Below are 17,873 nucleotides of genomic sequence, written 5' to 3'. Positions count from 1 at the left end.
AGAGATTATCGGGAGAAGCAATGAATTATCAAACACATCAAAAATTTAAAAATTAAATACAGAGCGAATAAAAATATTCAATGTTCTAACGCTCCAAATACCTTTCAATTCAATGCTATGAATAACAAGTTTCACCAAGCTCAGTTAAATTCAGTGAGCTTATTTACGATAACGAATGAACTTCGCAGGATTACCTGCAACCACATGTTTGCTTGCAACATGTTTCGTGACCATGCTATTCATACCGATAATGGCTTGATCCTCGATTTGCACACCGTCTTTCACACCAACATGAGCACCAAGCCAAACATCACGTCCAACCCAAATACCTTGAGAACGTACAGGCTGCTGATAAATCGGTTCCGCCAAATCCATACCATGATCGAAGGCATACAAATGGCAATATGCTGCGAGGCGCGCCTGATCACCCAAGGTAATGCCTGCCCGTCCACCATCAAGGATGCAATGGTGGTTGATCGCAACTTCATTACCTATAGTTAAAGGTCCATGCAAGGTGCAATCCGCTGCAATAAAAGTATTGTCACCAATGCTAATTTTGCGCCCACGCTCAGCAAAAATATGCGCTAAAGGTGAAATAAAACAGTTTTCACCAATTTCAACAGTTTCCATTTCCATGAGATAGGCTTGGTACTCTTGTTGCCATTGCTCCGCCCATAAACGATGCTTTGGTTTTAAAGTCCAATATAACCAAGGCATATAATTTAGGCGCTGTTTATGCTGCTCACGATATTTCAGTAATGGATCATCAGCCTGCATCTGGCAATTCCTCATCTAAAATGTGTAGTTGTTCGCGTCCACGGGTCACATCCTGAATTTTTTTAGCAAGGGCTTCGATTTGATGAATCTGCAACTTAGCCAAAACCGTAACACCTTCGGCTGTATAGTCTTCTTGAAACTCAATGCCTTGCTGTTGCATTTCGTATTGAAAAATTGCCCATTCATTAAAGAAGCATGAAAAAGAAACCTGTTTTTTTTCAATTAACTCAATTTTTTCAGCCAGTAATAAACATTGACCTGCACAGCCACCATAAGCACGGACTAAACCACCTGTGCCCAATTTAACACCACCATACCAACGATTGACCAAAACCAGAACATTCGTCAACTCATTGCCTTCGATCGTGGCTAAAATAGGACGCCCAGCCGTACCTGATGGCTCACCATCATCATTGAAGCGAACGTGATGACCGATTTTCCATGCCCAACATTGGTGGGTCGTGCTAGCATCTTTATACAAAGCCAAGAAATCTTTGACATCCTGTTCAGTTTCGACGGGAGTCGCATATGCCTGAAAACGGCTTTTTTTGATTTCTTCCTCAAAACTCACCCGTGTTGCAATGGTAAATGGCATAACCCTGAATCAATCTAAAAATCTGGAGACATATCATAAAAGGTCTAAGGGCATAATCAAAAGAGCTTTTATAATTTTGCCTGAGAAAATCATCGCAAATTCAGCAATACGTTCCGCAGCACCGCTCTTCAATAGATGAACATCCTCAACCACCTCACCCCAATTCATAAATCTTGTGCATATGAATACATTATAAAAAAGGTTCTGTTCTGATTCTGGACGATGCTTGCAACCCACTTGTTCCGCATAAACCATTGCAAGAATTTAGTGAAGAAATGAAAAAAACTGAGTTAGACTGGAAACTGATCAGTTATGCTCAAACGTATCATTCTTTTACAGTAAAAACTGCCAATCAAGCAGATGTTAAACAACATAACCAAAAATCATCAAAACGTGCCTTTCAAAGCATGTATGAACTTTTAGAAGATGTTTTCCAATAACCTAAAACAGGATATTCATTTCATGTATACCTTATGGATTGGCAATAAAAATTACTCGTCTTGGTCACTACGTGCATGGCTCAGCCTGCGCGCACTGGATATTCCTTTTCAGGAACAACTTAGCCCATTAAATCTGGGCAGTAGCAGCTACCAAAAATTCAAGGCATTTTCCCCATCAGGTAAAGTGCCTTGTTTAATTGATGGAGAACAAGTGGTTTGGGATTCGTTGGCAATTATTGAATATGTTGCCGAACAATATCCTAAGCTATTGCCACAAGATAAAGCGGCACGTGCATGGGCACGCTGTGCAATGGCCGAAATGCACTCAGGGTTTATGGAATTGCGTTCACGCTGTCCAATGAACTGCGCATTAACAGGTATCGAGATAGAACATACACCTGCACTCGATCACGACATTCAGCGCCTAGATGAATTATTGCAACAAGGTTTGACTCAGTTTGGTGGTGTGTGGTTGGCAGGTAAAGACTTTGGTGCAGTAGATGCCTTTTTTGCACCAATCGCGCTACGGGCAAAAAGTTATAGCCTTAAATTTTCTGAAACTACTCAGCAATGGATGCAACGTATTTTGCAGCATCCTAATGTACAAGAATGGTCTCAGCAAGGTGAGCAGGAAGACTTTTAAGCCATAAAAAAGCCTGTTCTAACAGGCTTTTTTCTTACTTACAGATTTATGCTTCTGGTGCGGTCAATTCAGTCATTGGCCAGCGTGGTGTCGTAGTCACAGATAACCCATCACATGCACCCGACTTCAAGCGCTGGTATCCAGCAAATGCAATCATTGCACCATTATCTGTACACAGCGCAGGCTCTGCATAATAGACCTGAGCTTTAATCTTGGCGAGTTTTTGTTCCAGACTTTCACGTAAGCGCAGATTGGCACTCACACCACCTGCAATCACCAAACGCTTTAAACCTGTCTGCTTTAAAGCTTTGACAGATTTCTTCACCAAGGTATCGACAATCGCCTCTTGGAATGACGCTGCAATATCCGCATCACGGTTCTCATCACCCAATTTTTTCATTTGTACTGAAACAGCAGTTTTTAAACCACTAAATGAGAAATCCAGACCTTGATGCAACATCGGGCGTGGAAATTCAAAGGCTTCAGGATTACCACTCAGCGCCAACTTGGCAATATTTGGCCCACCCGGATAGGATAAGCCCATCATTTTCGCCACTTTATCGAAAGCTTCACCTGCCGCATCATCAATCGACTCGCCTAACAACTCATACTGACCAATGCCATAGGCTGCCATCAACTGTGTATGCCCGCCAGACACCAACAGCGCTACAAACGGAAACTCAGGCGGTTTTTTGGAAAGTAGCGGTGCCAACATATGCCCTTCCATATGATGCACACCGATCGCGGGCTTGTTTAATGCAAATGCTAAAGTCCGACCAAACAGTGCGCCTGTCATGAGCGCCCCCATCAAGCCAGGGCCTCGGGTGTAGGCGATGGCATCAATCTGATTTTTCTTGATACCGCTTTGCTGCAATAACTCGTTGAGTAATGGAATTAATTTACGCACATGATCACGCGATGCCAGTTCAGGCACTACACCGCCATATTCGGCATGTAACTTAATCTGGCTGTATAATACTTGACCTAAAAGCCCCTGCTCACTGTCATAAAGTGCCAGTCCAGTTTCGTCACAAGATGTTTCCAAGCCTAAAACAATCATTTAAATGCCTATTTTTCACTATGCAAATTACAGCCTTCGCTATTATAGACTTGTGATATGAGATGTAAATGAGTAAAATACTGACCTTCACTTGTGATCGAAGGCAATTCAGCCTAGATCTTATCCATAACTTAATGAGGATTCTTCATGCCACAAGTTAAATTGAAAGAAGGCGAACCAGTAGACGTAGCTATCCGTCGTTTCAAGCGTTCATGCGAAAAAGCGGGTGTTTTAGCTGACGTTCGTAAACGTGAATTTTACGAAAAACCAACTCAAGAACGTAAACGTAAAAAAGCTGCTGCTGTTAAACGCTACCAAAAGAAATTGGCTCGCGAATCAGTACGTACTACTCGCCTTTACTAAGATTAATTTGTGATTGATTGACTCACCTGGACAAAATAAATGACTACTTTAAAAAACCAAATAACTGATGTTTTGAAAGCCGCAATGCGTGCTAAAGAAATGGATAAGTTAACGGTAATTCGTAGTCTACAGGCAGCAATCAAGCAAATCGAAGTCGATGAGCGCATAGAGCTTGACGATACTCAGGTTCTTGCGGTCATTGAAAAGCAAATAAAACAACGTAAAGAATCGGTTAAAGCCTTTGAAGGCGCTGGCCGAGAAGATTTAGCTAGTAAGGAACAAGCCGAAATTGAAGTTTTATCTCAATTTCTACCAGAAGCTATGACTGAGGAAGAGCTTGATTCCATCATTGCACAGACTATTACTGCGCAAGAAGCTACTAGCATGAAAGATATGGGTAAGGTGATGAACTCTCTACGTCCGCTCATAGCCGGGCGTGCCGATCCTGCACTTGCATCTGCAAAAGTTAAAGCACAACTCGCTTAAAACTTACAGTCTAAGCCAAAAAGACATCCCTCAGATTTTATTGCACAGCATAGATCACTACATACTGTGCAATCCGATGATTATATAAAATTACAGTTTATCTGTTTCAATGTTAAACCTGCTCTTGTTAAAAACATGGCTTTAAATTGTTCACGCGTGAATTCTCTCTTTTCCGGTTTTAATAAATTTCTATTTTGATCCATTAGCTCATAAACATTATTGAAATAAATTTGCGTGGACTGACACATCTGCTGTTTTTGTTGTACGGTCAAACTTGTTGCATGAGGATCAATCGACTGCAATAACGCATTTTTCCTCTGCGTATACTGGTTTCTAAACTCATCCATTTTTTGATCCATTGCTGCCTTATCATGCATTTTGAGCGAAGTCTGCCCTGCAAAAACCGACACACTATACAAACCCAAAATAACAACTGCAATTATTTTTTTCACAGAATTTCCTAATATTATTAATCAGATAGATTTCAATTAATATGTTTTCTTGTTATCTAAAACTGATAACTATTATGGATTATTTTTTATATTGAATTGCACAGTCTATATACATACATCCTGTGCAATTGATGATTTATTTTAATTTACAATTCACACCCATTTTCTGCAAACTTTGATAATCGGGCGCTTCATACACTGCCTGAGTAATAAAATCCTGCTTCGTCACGCTACGATCTTCTTCTGCGAGCAGCTCACGGTTCTGATCCAGTACTGCATACATGTCATTAATTAATCCCTGAGTAATCTGGCAAAAGCGTTGGGATTGTTTTGTCGTAAATTGAGTCGCTTTAGGATCGATTGATTTCAAAAAATCGCGCATTTCCGTATCATGCTTTTGGGTAGATTGCTCTAGTCTTTGTTCAAGCTCTTGTTGGCTATGCGCTTTTAACGCGGATTCAGAAGCAAAGCTCGATACACTACATAAACTTAAAGCCAGCACACAAATCAGTTTTTTCATAAAAATTCTCAAAATTTATTCTAAAGTAAATAATCGCTCTGCCTGCATTTGTTTTAAGCGATGCTCAATTGTAGCAGACAAAGATAAATTATCTTTGGCTAAACGCTGGGCGTGTAATAATGATTTAATCCCCTCTTCTTCCTGACCTGACCAAAACTGCATCTCAGCGCGGTAGCGTAACACTTGTATGGCCTGTACAGGTGAAGCTTGATCAATCACCGCTGCACGCTGCATCAAATCCCAACCCTGCACATCATGCGGGTTATCCTGTAAAATTTTATTGACCAAATTAAATACAGCAACGGGCTGTTTTTTTCGGATCAACACCTCAGCAAGCTTATAAGTCAAAGCACGATTTTCAGGCATGATTTTCTGCTGTGACACAATGGTTTGATAAGCCTGATCAAACTGATGCTGCGCCAAAAAAATATCGGTTTGCAGCAGGACTGCCAGCATATTTTTACGCATTTGCATCTGCACCGTATTGAGTGTTGCCTGAGCTTGGTCAGCATCTCCTTGTTGCAGATAAAATGCAGTCAGCGCCAAAATGGCCGCCTGATTATGCTGTGCTTGCAAGGTTTTAAGTTGCAGCTCAGTGACATCATTTGACAACACTGCAGCATACCATTTCATTAACTCATAATCTGGATCGCTAATATTGGGTTTTACATTTGGAAATTGCTTTGCTCGTAATCGGGCTTCACTCATGCGTGCAGTGGTTAAGGGGTGCGTCATCCAGAACTCAGGCATAAAACTTAATTGCACCGAAGACCGCTGCATCCGTTCAAAAAAATCTGCCATCGCATTTGGGTTATAGCCTGCTGCTACCATGTACTGCATACCAATACGGTCTGCTTCACGCTCCTGATCACGACTATAGCTGAGCTGCTGACTAACCAATGCCGCCTGTGTTCCAAGCATCACCGCAGAACCTGCACCACTATTAGACTGTGTAGCAATTGCTGCACCAACCAAAATGCCTGCAAGTGCCAACAAACCTTGCCCTTTAAATGCTTCTTGGGATCGACTATAGTGACGCTGCGTGACGTGCGCGACTTCATGCCCCATCACACTCGCGACTTCATCGCGATTTTTTGCCAATGCAATTAAACCTGTGTTGATTGCAAATACACCACCTGGCACAGCAAAAGCATTAACTTGTTTGTCTTTAATAATCAACAAGCCAATCGGCGCACCCAAATTGGTTTGACTAACAATATTACGAAAAATAGCATCTAGCTGATCTTCCAGCCACGGATTTTGAATAACATCCAGATGCGAATGAATTTCCCGATAAACTTTTTCCCCTAAGATTTTCTCATTTTGCTGATCAATAATTCCGACACTCATGCCTCCAACACTAGGAACATCAAGTGATTCAGGGTGATAATGATATGCAAAATCCTCAGCATAAACAGGCATTGAAATAGCACATGCCAAACAAATCAGTCGCTGCATCAGGATTTTAGTCATATTCACCTTTCAGGTTCAGGCAAAGTTTGGGTTCACCAAATAGCGCGGTGTTCGATCTTCAAGTGCATCTATCAGGTTTCGATAGGCAAGTTCCGCCATTTTTAATCGTGTGGCTGCGGTTGCTGAACCCAAATGTGGCAATGTCACCACATTGTCGAGACTGAACAGCTCTGACTGTTGCAAGGGCTCTTTACAATAAACATCCAGTCCCGCTGCAAAGATTTTTTTGGCTTTTAGAGTTTCAATCAAAGCAGTTTCATCAAGCACTGAACCGCGGGAAATATTCACCAATACCGCATGTGGCTGCATTAAATCCAGTTCAGCCTGCCCGATCAATGCTTTTGAATCTGCATTTAAATCGACAGCAACAACTACAAAGTCCGAGCGTTTTAGTAGCTCTGCTAAATGACAATATTGTGCATTAAAGGGCTGAGCAGCTTCGATTTTTTCACGGCGGTTATGATAAAGAATATTCATGTTAAAACCATAAAAACCACGCCGAGCAACGGCGGCACCAATATACCCAAGCCCGATGATGCCCAAAGTTTTACCAAAGATATCCTGTCCAAATTGCGCTGCGCCAACGGTGCGTTGCCATTGCCCTTGTTTTGTCCAGCGATCTAGTTCAGGCACACGGCGTGCAGCACTCATGAGCAGGGTAAATGCCAAATCAGCCGTCGTTTCGGTCAGTACATGTGGCGTATGACCCAACCAGATTTTCTTCTGATTTAAATAATTTACATCGTAATTATCGTAACCGACACTGACACTAGAAATGACTTTTAAACGCTGTGCTGATGCAAGATTTGCTTCATTTAAAATTCTTCCCGCACCAATCATGCCATCCGCATCTGCCACATGCTGGCGAATCTGTTCATTAACATCGCCTTGTTTGGGATTAACCTGCACCACATCATAATTTTCTTGGAGTCGGGTGAGAATTTCTGGGGCGATTTGACTAAAAACCAGCACTTTTTTTGGCATAAAGCAATCCTAGGGTCTTAAGTGTTGAATCAATTTCCATAATTGTTGTTTTAACAATGGCTGTTGCAGCATATCCTGCAAACTCGGTACAGTCTGACAAGAAAGCTTAAATGATACGGGCAATTCACCCAAACAAAAAATGCTTTTCTCAGCGGCCACAACATCAAAAAAACCTTGTAAATAATCTTGTAGACCACTCGGCTCTTGCAAATTTACCAATGGAAAAGGCCATTGCAAACTGGCATCCTGCAAATGTAATGCCTGTTGAATATTACGCCATAAAGGTAATGTCTGGGCTGTGAGCTGCTGTTGATCGACGAGCAAAACAAATTGTTCAGCAAATAAAACCTGTAACTGAAAGGCTTGCTGCTCTATTTCTAGTGATTCTACATCTATCTTGGTTACCGCAGCAGCAGGTGCTGTTTCCTGCAAATTTAATGGTGTTTCTACGGCTTTTACATTTAAACTGACATGCTGATCATTGGGCTTGATCACTATTTCTTTTTTTATTTCTTTTTTCAGTACAATTGCAGACTCAAGCTCAGGTCGTTTTGATGCTGTTGATAGCTGACCCGATTGTCCAATATCGGCATCTCGCCATAATGTCGTTGCGGTTGAGATAGAACGCACAGCCGCATGCCGAGGAATCCACAAATCTATTCCCATCATGGCAAGTTGTTGGCGCTGTTGCTCTATCATCATCTCATCATCTTTTCTAAAGTTAGCATAGTGTAGGCTATTTCACTGTGAAACCGAATTGTATTTGCCGATTTGCTACACAATCATGATACTGTTTTTCTTCATCACTTGATCCACAATTTCATCAGTTTCAAAACCCAAGCGCCAGTAAAGTAACTGTAGAACGTCCAGCTCATCTTGGGTAATCACCCGATCATTCCACAAATATTCTTCAGCAATACTTAAAATGCGCAAACGATCACGCAGTAGCAAACCCGAAATGTCTTGCAAAATCTCTCCAAGGTCAATCGGCTCATCAGATAAATCCTGATAATGCTCCCAATCTTCAGGTTTGATCAGTTTTTTAATCAGCTTTTCACGTATTTCGAGCTGATTGCTGGCATTCAGTTGTTGTACGTGCAAGAGCGCATCCATCAAACGCATCACTTCAGGCAATACGTCATTAAATGCAGTTGGCATATGGGTCGGAAGCAAGTTAAGTTGATACTTCACCCGCTCAATCAACAAAGCATCCAACAAGCCAATTTCACCATCCGCCTGCGCAATTAATGCCAGTTTGGTTAAAAACTGCCGTGATGAACTCAATGGCATACGCTGAATATTTTGACAAGCCAAATAGAAAACCTGCACATGCTGTCGCCCATCAATACTCAATAAAGCATCAACAATGGCACGACTCACTTCGGCATGTTTGGGAATAAATTCACGATACTGACGAATCATTAAAATCGCGACTAAAACTTCTCTTGAACCTGATGCAGTTTGTAAAGCACGATCAATTTGTTCAGGACGTGACATTTTTGCGCGGATTGCTGGGTTTAATGGCTTTATTGCATCTTTAAGCGTAAAACTAATAGGCGACAACCGTAGCAAAGGCAACGGTTGAGGCGCAGACCATGTAAATGCAACTTCATGCCCTTCATCACCAAAAGGATGAAATAAACTAAATAACGGCTGGGTTTTAAGTTTTTTCAAATTTTCTAGTCGTAAATCTTCAAGCAAATTCGGATTTAACTCATAAATACGCCGCTCAATGCTCGGATGAATATTCAACCAACTCTGACTACTCAATGAGTTGGCAAAACACATATGTGCAATCGATTCCGAATAAGCGCTATGAATTTGAGAGCCTGCATGATGCACATAAATCCGCAATAAAGTCTGAATATTGGCATCATTGGCAATCAGCTGTGTCGTATAAACATCATTTCTAAATGTCCGCCCGATCAGCGTAATAAATTTAATTAAACGAGAAATCAATAGCCCAAGACTGCCCATGAGCCAGATGATGCCACCTAGAGCAACCAAAATGGTTTCAAATTTATTCTGACGTTTTGCATGATAGGGTTTAAAACCATACCGTGCCACCTTGCTCCCCAACTGGCTAAAAGTCGTTAAGCTACTAAACATGATTTTCAGACGAGTGTTTTGATAAGTTTCACCCGTCAAAATCTGGTTAAATGCGTAGCTAAATAAACCATATAGCTCAATCTCATCCAGATTTTGCAATGCTCCCCATGTAATCACAATCACGGTATCGTCAGGGTGTACTCCTGCCGTAAGCGCATTCACACCGACTTCATCTGGCAGTACATATACGGCAGGAACACGCAGCCGATATTGTTTGGCAAATTGCTGGGTGATTTTAATTGCGATCGTTTCTTCAGGTGTACTTTCCGCAGGATTTAAAAAGCGTGCACGCAACTGTTTTGCCAACGAGTGTCCGCCTTCACGAAACACATAAACTTCGTACAGCACCGAACCGAGCATGATCGCCAAAATGACCAGCAGTACAATCGGACTCAGGTTATACCAAAACACAGACTGAGTCGGGTCAATATAATGCATGACCAAACCAAAAGATAAATTGAGCACCACCAAGGTCAGTATAATCGCCAACGAACAAATAGTGGTCGACCAAAATAAGCTTTTCTGATGTCCTGAAGAAGAAAGTGTTTCCATCGCCAAATAACTGCCTCAATGCATACCTGCACATCCATCATAAAATAAAAAAGCGGGGAAATCCCGCTTTTTCACTATGATGAGTTAACAGGATTATTCTTCGCGAATCCCTGTTAAATCTACAGAGGCTGCATCAATATTGACATCGATATAACCATCTTTTTTCTTTTTCGCAAGGTCGCTACGGCTTCGTTGCAAATTGTCCAGATACGCTTCATCAATATCGCCAGTGACATAAACGCCATCAAACACCGAACAATCAAACTCGCTGACTTCTGGTACTTTTGGAATACGAATCGCATCTTTTAAATCTTCCAAATCTTGGAAAATTAAGCGGTCAGCACCAATAATTTCTTGAATTTCTTCAACCGTACGGTCAGATGCAATCAGTTCAGCTTTTGCAGGCATATCAATACCATACACGTTTGGATATTTCACCATTGGTGCAGCCGATGCAAAATAAACTTTCTTCGCACCAGAATCACGAGCCATCTGAATAATTTCATTACAGGTTGTGCCGCGAACGATGGAGTCATCGACCAACAAAACATTTTTACCTTTAAATTCAAGCTCAACTGGGTTGAGTTTTTGGCGCACTGATTTTTTACGCTGTTGCTGACCTGGCATAATAAAGGTACGTCCCACGTAGCGGTTTTTCATAAAACCTTCGCGGAATTTAATACCCAACATATTTGCAAGTTCAAGCGCAGAGGTACGACTGGTATCTGGAATTGGAATAACGACATCAATACCGTGGTCTTCACCCCATTCTTTCAAAATGCGGTTTGCCAGCTTTTCACCCATTTTAAGGCGAGCTTTATATACAGAGATACCATCAATGGTTGCATCTGGACGAGCAAAATACACATATTCAAAAATACATGGGAAGTATTTTGGATCTGTTGCACATTGCTTAGTGAACAATTCACCATCTGCATTGATATAAACCGCTTCGCCTGGTGCGACATCACGCTCAACCTTAAAGCCAAGTGCAGTAATCGCAACCGATTCAGAAGCAATGATATATTCAGTCTTACCCGACTCAGTCACACGTGAGCCATAAATTAATGGGCGAATACCGTTTGGATCACGGAAACCCACCAAGCCTTGCCCAGTCACCATTGCAACGACACCGTACGCACCACGACAACGTTGGTGTACACGATGTACTGCGTAGAAAATATCTTCTGGTGTTGGGTGCAAGGTTCTGAGTTTTTGTAACTCATGCGCAAATACGTTTAACAGAACTTCCGAATCCGAATCGGTATTCATATGGCGTAAATCTGTTTCAAACAGATCTTGACGAATGTCATTTGCATTAGTCAGGTTACCATTATGTGCCAAGGTAATCCCGTAAGGCGAGTTTACATAAAATGGCTGTGCTTCAGCACTACTTGATGAACCCGCGGTTGGATAACGCACATGCCCAATACCATAGTTTCCTTGTAAGGCACGCATATGGCGAGTATGAAATACATCACGCACCAAGCCATTGTCTTTGCGCAAAAATAAACGCCCGTTGTGACAAGTGACAATACCTGCTGCATCTTGTCCACGATGCTGCAACATCGTTAAAGCATCAAACAACAATTGGTTAACTGGCGCATGACCAGCAATCCCAACAACTCCACACATAGCAACCTCGCAGACAAGCTTGGATTAATTAAAAGGGTTTTTAGTTGAATGTTCTGAGCGATTCCCTAAAGAACTTTCCTGCCCAAAAGATGAGTCATCTGAAGTTGCAACTTCAGCCTGACCCTGATGATTCATGTGTTTAATCGCATCACTGGCAACATCTTTTGATAAGTCGGTTGCAAGCGGTGCATACGGCAATAATGCCTGAACAAATAAGGAATGTTGCCACGATTGGGCACTGTGTAACCACGGTGCGAGACTTTGCATGACAATCAGGACGATAAATAAACTCTTGAGTATACCAAACAGCCCACCTGCAAGACGATTGAGTGGGTCAAGTTTAAGCGTTTTAAGAATACCACTTAAAATAGATGTTACTACCCATGTCAGTACAATGATAGCCAATGCCACACAGGCAAACGCAGCCACTTTTTGCACCATGATGCTATGGCTAAAACCAGACATAAATGGTGCCAGCGTACTCGCCAAACTGGTCGCAACAAACAGTGCAAGAATCCATCCCAGCAAACTTGCCAATGCACTTAGTAATCCTCGTCGCAATCCGTTAATGCAGCTAAACACCAAGATTGCAAGGACAATAATATCTATGGTATTCATAAATTTACGTCATAGCACGAATACAATCTTGCACCAAGTCCGGACCTGTATAAATCAGACCACTGTAGATCTGAACTAAACTTGCACCCACCTGTTGCTTCGCATGTGCTTGTTCACCTGTCAAAATTCCACCCACACCAATGAGGGGAATCTGATTTTTTAACACAGCAGCAAAAGTTTTTAAACAGGCTGTACTTTTTTCAAACACAGGCGCACCTGACAAACCACCACCTTCATCGCCAAATGGTAGGTTTTCCACCCCTTCACGCGACAGTGTCGTATTGGTTACAATCAAACCATCGATTTTGTATGCCAGAAGTTGTTTCGCAATAAAAGCAATATCATCGGTACTTAAATCAGGCGCAACTTTCAAAACTAAAGGCACATAATGTCCATATTGTTCAGCAAGTTCAGCCTGACGATTTTTCAAAGTTTCCAGCAAATGCGTCAATGCTTCTCCACTTTGCAAGCTACGCAAATTTTTTGTATTCGGTGAAGAAATGTTTACCGTTACATAAGACGCATAGTTATAAACTTTTTCTAGACAGATTAAATAATCATCCGCTGCTTTTTCGACAGGAGTATCGGCATTTTTACCAATATTGATTCCCAAAACCCCTTTATATTGCGCAGCCTTAACATTTTCTACAAGCTTATCCACGCCGTCGTTATTAAATCCCATACGGTTAATAATTGCTTTGGCTTGTGGGAGACGAAATAATCGTGGTTGTGGATTTCCCGCTTGTGGGCGCGGCGTGATGGTTCCAATTTCGATAAAACCAAAACCTAATGCAGCAAGTGCATCAATATAGTCACCATTTTTGTCTAGACCTGCCGCCAATCCAACTGGATTTGGAAATTCAATTCCCATACAAGTGACAGGTTTTGCGATAAATTTAGAGTTTACTAGCCCCATTTTATGCGCAGTTTTCAACCATGACAATGTAAGTTCATGCGCACGCTCTGGTGCTAACGAAAACAACAAAGGGCGAGCCAGCGAATACATCATAAAATCATCGAGTGGGTAGTTTGAAAACCGCCTTATTATAGGCATGCATACGCAAAAACACCATGCTTCACAACGCTTTATTTATAATATTCGTAACCAAGATGTTGCGATTTTCATCACTAATTCCTGAAAAATCATTGAATTGCTCTGTAACAACGAACAATTCAATGACAATTTTATCTTAGGCAAGCGGAATAAAACTCGCCTTTTGCGTTGATAAGCCTTCTGCGATTACTGCCTGCTCATAAATGCTTGCTTCTGCCAGTGCAAAAGGATGAAATGCCAATTGAGTCAAACGTTCAGCAATATAGGCCACCACATTCATGTGGCACACGACTACAATTGACTCATAAGGAAGTTTCGACAACCAATCGACTGCCAAATCTGGATCATCATCAGGTTTAATGTGGTCACATAACATGACAGGTACATTAGAAAAATAATATTGGATATGTGCCAAAGTTTCCTGTGCCCGCAACAATGGACTCACGACAAATAAATCTGGCTGAACTTTATGGCGCAAGAATTCTGCGGTTTGCTCAGCTTGCAAATGGCCACGTTTAGTCAGTGGACGTTTAATATCATTGCCATGCACTGGAGGAGCGGCTTCACCATGACGAACCAAAGTTAATTGCATAAAATTTCCTGATCAAGTGCAACTAGAATTGTTTATAACTCAACAATATGAAGTTTGCCTTACACATGTTGGTGTGGCAAAACAAATTCAACATCACTACGATGTCCGTTTTTCATCAGTGCCAAAGCAATTGATAGCGGCGGCGCCTGTTCAAAAATTACCTCATACAACGCATTGGTAATCGGCATATAAACATCAAGTTCTTTGGCTCGAGTACGTACCTGCACAATGGTATTAATCCCTTCGGCAGTTTGCCCCAGTTCTTCAGTTGCCTGCTGCAAGGTTTTCCCTTGACCTAGAGCAAAACCAACCTGATAGTTACGGCTGAGTGGGCTATTACAAGTAGCAAATAAATCCCCCACGCCCGACAAACCCAAGAATGTTAAAGGGTTTGCACCTAGTTTTACTGCGAAACGACTCATTTCTGCCAATGCGCGGGTTAAAATCATGCTACGGGTATTTTCACCGATTCCATGCGCAGCAGCCATCCCCATTGCAACAGCATAAATATTTTTTAATGCACCGCCCAACTCTACACCATGCACATCATCACTGGCAAAGACACGAAATAGTGCGCTATGCAAAGCTTGCTGAACTGCATAACGTACTTGTTCTGAATGGCTAGCAATCACTGTCCCTGCTGGCATACCTGCCATAATTTCTTTCGCCAGATTTGGACCCGACAAGACACCATAAGGTACTTCTGGCAACTCTTCACGAATAATTTCACTCATGAAACTAAACGTGTTGGCTTCAATCCCTTTAGTCAATGAAATGATCGCCTGAGCGCTGATAAATGGCTTGATTTGCTGAATCACACTTCGGAAAGAATGACTTGGAATCGTCACTAAAATCAGATCCCGATCACGTGCTGCGTATTCTAAGTCTGCGGTAATCTGTAAACTATGTTCAAGTTCAAAATCAGGTAAATAGCGTTTATTAATATGCGTTTGATTAATTTCCTGAGCTGTATCAGCATCACGAATCCAAAGTATGGTATCACAGCCATTACGCGCTGCAAGATTTGCCATCGCTGTCCCAAAACTACCACCACCCAGCACAGTAACACGTAAAGCTGTTTTCTTATCTACGGGTACAGCTTCAACCAAATCGGTAAATTTTACTTCAGACATTGTATTTTCTCTATTTTTTTAAGGGGCTGACCAATAACGAACATAAGCAGCCAAATCAACTGTAGCACGGGCAGGCAACTGTTTGTCGGCAGTGCCTACATAAATAATACCTGAAATTAAATCATGTGCTTGCAAACCCAGTGCAGCTTTTAGCGCCACAGATTCAACTACAGCACCTGTACGCCACATTGTCGCAAAACCTTGACTTTGTAAAGACAATAGAAAATTCTCAACTGCCGCACCCGAACTTAAAATTTGCTCATACTCAGGTACTTTAGGATGCTCAACAATCTGAGTCAGTGCCAATACCAATATTGGTGCACGAAACGGATGGTTTTTGACGCGCTCGATCTGTACTGGATCAGTTTCAGGAAAATCTTGCTGCATCGCTTGTGCCAGTAACTCACCAAATGCTGCTCTTTGGTTATTTTCAATCACCACAAAACGAGTTGGTTTTAAACGATGATGATCAGGTGCAGTCAACGCTGCAGTAAATGCCAAATCAAGCTGCTGTTTATTTGGAGCAGGTTCAACCAGATGCCCAACAGATTGACGGTGTTGAATGTTGTCATGAACCACTTTTACTGTTGTATTTGCCATAAATACTGCAATCTTTTTTCATTTAAACAATGCGATTTAGATTAACACACTCTAAAAAATGAACTCTAGTTTTGCTGCAAGAAAAAACCAAGTGTTAAATGCTATCTGCAAAATCTGCATTTCTCATACAGATTTTCACTATTGTTTTGCCGTATTGCTGCTCAATATAACAATACATCAGATTTTTGAGGTCACACATGAAACCTTATTTACGTGTTGCCACTTATATTGGATTGAGCATATTCTTCACTGCATGTAGCTCCAACCCACCTGCGACGCTTGCACTGCAAAAAGAAAATCATGAATTTGAGGTGACTGGCTTAGGAAAAAGCGCGGTAATTGCAAAAAATAATGCCATTATTGCTGCCAATAAAACCTGCGCTCGACAAACTGCAATTATTCGCAGTGAAAAGACCAGTTACCATGGTCTTTTCAAGAATGTAACTGATGAACAAACAGGACAAAGCGTGACTGCTGCCGCTGAAATTCTGGGTGGTATTTTAGGGCATAGTTCAAATCTACAACGTGATGATGACTATCAAACAACCTTGACCTTCTATTGCCAAGCCAAATAAAACATAAAAAAAGGATCACCCATGTGATCCTTTTTTTATAGATTTGGCAAAACTAGCAATAACCATCCATACGAGTAAGTGGTAATTTTTGCCCAATCGCTTTTTCAATATCTGACAAGTAGAATGCATCATCTTCCGACAAGAAACTGATACTTACACCTTGTGCACCTGCCCGACCTGTACGCCCAATACGATGAACATAATCATCAGACTGTTCTGGTAGCGTAAAATTCACGACATGTGACACGCCATCAACATGAATCCCACGCCCTGCGACATCAGTCGCAATCATAATATTGTGCTGCCCATTTTTAAATTGGTCGAGCATTTTCAGGCGTTTATCCTGTGCAATTTCACCTGAAAGCATCACCACTTTATACCCATCTTTTTTCAGATGATCATATAAACGGCGCACCTGATCACGACGATTGGCAAAAATCATGACTTTTTCAATTGGCTCATGTTGCAAAACTTCCTGCAACAGGCGATATTTATCCTGATTTGAAACAACGTAAACTCGTTGCTCAACGTCAGCATTGGTTTTCTTTTCTGGTTCAATCTCAACAGTTACAGGGTCAAATAACCACTGGCGCGCCAAGTTTAAAACGTCATAGCTAAAGGTTGCCGAGAACATCAAAGTTTGACGCTGCTCTTTACGTGGTGAGAAACGTACAATACGTTTAACCGCAGGAATAAAGCCCATATCCAGCAAACGGTCAGCTTCATCAATCACCAGAAATTCAACCTGATCTAACCAGACTTCTTTTTGCTCAGTGAAATCAATCAGACGCCCTGGTGTTGCCACTAAAATGTCAACAAACCCTGCATCTAGCTGTTTCTTTTGCTTATCAAAATCGACGCCACCGAGTAAAGTCACCACATTGAGTGTAGTAAATTTGATTAAATCTTTGGCATCTTGCTCAATTTGCAATGCCAGTTCACGCGTTGGCGCTAGAATCAGTGCACGTGGCTCACCACGGTAACGCTGTTCCTGAATTGGATTGTGCAACAAGTCATTAATAATGCTGATTAAGAATGCAGCAGTTTTCCCTGTTCCTGTTTGCGCTCGACCAATCGCATCATGACCTGCAAGCGTAAACTTTAAAACCTTTTCTTGAATCGGCGTCATGCTGCTAAAGCCCAACGCATCAATTGCCTGTTTTAACTGAGGATGTAAATTTAAGGTTTCGAAACCAGATGACATAAACCTGT

Annotated in this window: 21 protein-coding genes; 5 read left to right on the top strand and 16 right to left on the bottom strand. The window is 41.6% G+C overall.

The window, feature by feature from the left end; genetic code table 11:
• Positions 1-159: 159 nt before the first annotated feature.
• Together F975_RS06680 and F975_RS06675 are read right to left on the bottom strand one after the other, a co-directional pair.
• Positions 160-777, bottom strand: a complete 618-nt coding sequence (locus tag F975_RS06680; protein ID WP_004751601.1) for a DapH/DapD/GlmU-related protein — start codon at positions 775-777, stop codon at positions 160-162.
• On the bottom strand, positions 767-1,372 hold the full coding sequence (locus tag F975_RS06675; RefSeq protein WP_004751599.1) for an IMPACT family protein: 606 nt from the start codon (positions 1,370-1,372) through the stop codon (positions 767-769). Before F975_RS06675 ends, F975_RS06680 begins: the two co-directional genes overlap by 11 nt.
• Before the next feature lie 185 nt (positions 1,373-1,557).
• Here F975_RS06675 and F975_RS06665 point away from each other — a divergent pair, with 185 nt between their 5' ends.
• Complete coding sequence (locus F975_RS06665; RefSeq protein WP_155757284.1) at positions 1,558-1,812, top strand: dienelactone hydrolase family protein; 255 nt, start codon at positions 1,558-1,560, stop codon at positions 1,810-1,812.
• Positions 1,813-1,834: 22 nt separating this feature from the next.
• Positions 1,835-2,455, top strand: a complete 621-nt coding sequence (locus tag F975_RS06660) for a glutathione S-transferase family protein (protein ID WP_004751598.1) — start codon at positions 1,835-1,837, stop codon at positions 2,453-2,455.
• Between the two features lie 46 nt (positions 2,456-2,501).
• Here the strand turns inward: F975_RS06660 and tsaD are convergent, their stop codons facing one another.
• A complete protein-coding gene (gene tsaD, locus F975_RS06655) occupies positions 2,502-3,515 on the bottom strand; it encodes a tRNA (adenosine(37)-N6)-threonylcarbamoyltransferase complex transferase subunit TsaD (RefSeq protein ID WP_004751596.1) in 1,014 nt (337 codons plus the stop codon).
• Between the two features lie 147 nt (positions 3,516-3,662).
• Here tsaD and rpsU point away from each other — a divergent pair, with 147 nt between their 5' ends.
• Together rpsU and F975_RS06645 are read left to right on the top strand one after the other, a co-directional pair.
• Entirely contained in the window at positions 3,663-3,878 is a 216-nt protein-coding gene (gene rpsU / locus F975_RS06650; RefSeq protein WP_001136722.1) for a 30S ribosomal protein S21, read from the top strand.
• 39 nt (positions 3,879-3,917) lie between these two features.
• On the top strand, positions 3,918-4,364 hold the full coding sequence (locus F975_RS06645; RefSeq protein ID WP_004751594.1) for a GatB/YqeY domain-containing protein: 447 nt from the start codon (positions 3,918-3,920) through the stop codon (positions 4,362-4,364).
• An 80-nt stretch (positions 4,365-4,444) separates the two neighbouring features.
• On the opposite strand, the gene F975_RS06640 is transcribed toward F975_RS06645, so the two are convergent.
• From F975_RS06640 to F975_RS06585, 12 genes are all read right to left on the bottom strand, one after another.
• Entirely contained in the window at positions 4,445-4,816 is a 372-nt protein-coding gene (locus tag F975_RS06640) for a hypothetical protein (protein WP_004751593.1), read from the bottom strand.
• A 136-nt stretch (positions 4,817-4,952) separates the two neighbouring features.
• Positions 4,953-5,336, bottom strand: coding sequence for a hypothetical protein (locus F975_RS06635; protein ID WP_004751591.1), 384 nt, complete (start codon positions 5,334-5,336; stop codon positions 4,953-4,955).
• Positions 5,337-5,351: 15 nt separating this feature from the next.
• Positions 5,352-6,809 carry a M48 family metalloprotease gene (locus tag F975_RS06630; RefSeq protein ID WP_004751590.1) on the bottom strand — a complete coding sequence of 486 codons (1,458 nt, stop codon included), beginning with the start codon at positions 6,807-6,809 and terminating at the stop codon, positions 5,352-5,354.
• Between the two features lie 15 nt (positions 6,810-6,824).
• Entirely contained in the window at positions 6,825-7,793 is a 969-nt protein-coding gene (locus F975_RS06625; RefSeq protein ID WP_004751588.1) for a 2-hydroxyacid dehydrogenase, read from the bottom strand.
• Between the two features lie 9 nt (positions 7,794-7,802).
• Entirely contained in the window at positions 7,803-8,495 is a 693-nt protein-coding gene (locus F975_RS06620; protein ID WP_004751585.1) for a hypothetical protein, read from the bottom strand.
• Between the two features lie 72 nt (positions 8,496-8,567).
• Positions 8,568-10,454 carry a M48 family metalloprotease gene (locus tag F975_RS06615; RefSeq protein ID WP_004751583.1) on the bottom strand — a complete coding sequence of 629 codons (1,887 nt, stop codon included), beginning with the start codon at positions 10,452-10,454 and terminating at the stop codon, positions 8,568-8,570.
• Positions 10,455-10,547: 93 nt separating this feature from the next.
• Entirely contained in the window at positions 10,548-12,089 is a 1,542-nt protein-coding gene (gene purF / locus F975_RS06610) for an amidophosphoribosyltransferase (protein ID WP_004751581.1), read from the bottom strand.
• 24 nt (positions 12,090-12,113) lie between these two features.
• On the bottom strand, positions 12,114-12,707 hold the full coding sequence (locus tag F975_RS06605; RefSeq protein WP_004751580.1) for a CvpA family protein: 594 nt from the start codon (positions 12,705-12,707) through the stop codon (positions 12,114-12,116).
• 4 nt (positions 12,708-12,711) lie between these two features.
• Positions 12,712-13,716, bottom strand: coding sequence for a quinone-dependent dihydroorotate dehydrogenase (locus F975_RS06600; RefSeq protein WP_004751579.1), 1,005 nt, complete (start codon positions 13,714-13,716; stop codon positions 12,712-12,714).
• A gap of 181 nt (positions 13,717-13,897) precedes the next feature.
• The gene (locus F975_RS06595; RefSeq protein WP_004751577.1) at positions 13,898-14,353 is read right to left on the bottom strand and encodes a SixA phosphatase family protein; all 456 of its coding nucleotides are present in this window, start codon (positions 14,351-14,353) and stop codon (positions 13,898-13,900) included.
• 59 nt (positions 14,354-14,412) lie between these two features.
• Positions 14,413-15,486 (bottom strand): NAD(P)H-dependent glycerol-3-phosphate dehydrogenase, encoded by a 1,074-nt coding sequence (locus tag F975_RS06590; RefSeq protein ID WP_004751575.1) that lies wholly within the window; start codon positions 15,484-15,486, stop codon positions 14,413-14,415.
• An 18-nt stretch (positions 15,487-15,504) separates the two neighbouring features.
• Positions 15,505-16,086 carry a nitroreductase family protein gene (locus tag F975_RS06585; RefSeq protein WP_004751572.1) on the bottom strand — a complete coding sequence of 194 codons (582 nt, stop codon included), beginning with the start codon at positions 16,084-16,086 and terminating at the stop codon, positions 15,505-15,507.
• 197 nt (positions 16,087-16,283) lie between these two features.
• On the opposite strand from F975_RS06585, the gene F975_RS06580 reads away from it, so the two are divergent.
• Positions 16,284-16,661, top strand: a complete 378-nt coding sequence (locus F975_RS06580; RefSeq protein WP_004751570.1) for a hypothetical protein — start codon at positions 16,284-16,286, stop codon at positions 16,659-16,661.
• A gap of 52 nt (positions 16,662-16,713) precedes the next feature.
• Here F975_RS06580 and rhlB read toward each other — a convergent pair whose 3' ends face one another.
• Positions 16,714-17,865, bottom strand: coding sequence for an ATP-dependent RNA helicase RhlB (rhlB, locus tag F975_RS06575; RefSeq protein ID WP_004751568.1), 1,152 nt, complete (start codon positions 17,863-17,865; stop codon positions 16,714-16,716).
• Positions 17,866-17,873: the final 8 nt, after the last annotated feature.

The sequence above is a fragment of the Acinetobacter brisouisimilis genome (assembly GCF_000368265.1).
Classification (GTDB): Bacteria; Pseudomonadota; Gammaproteobacteria; order Pseudomonadales; family Moraxellaceae; genus Acinetobacter.
The sequence above is the reverse complement of the archived record's forward strand: the minus strand, read 5'-3'. Positions and strand labels throughout refer to the sequence as shown.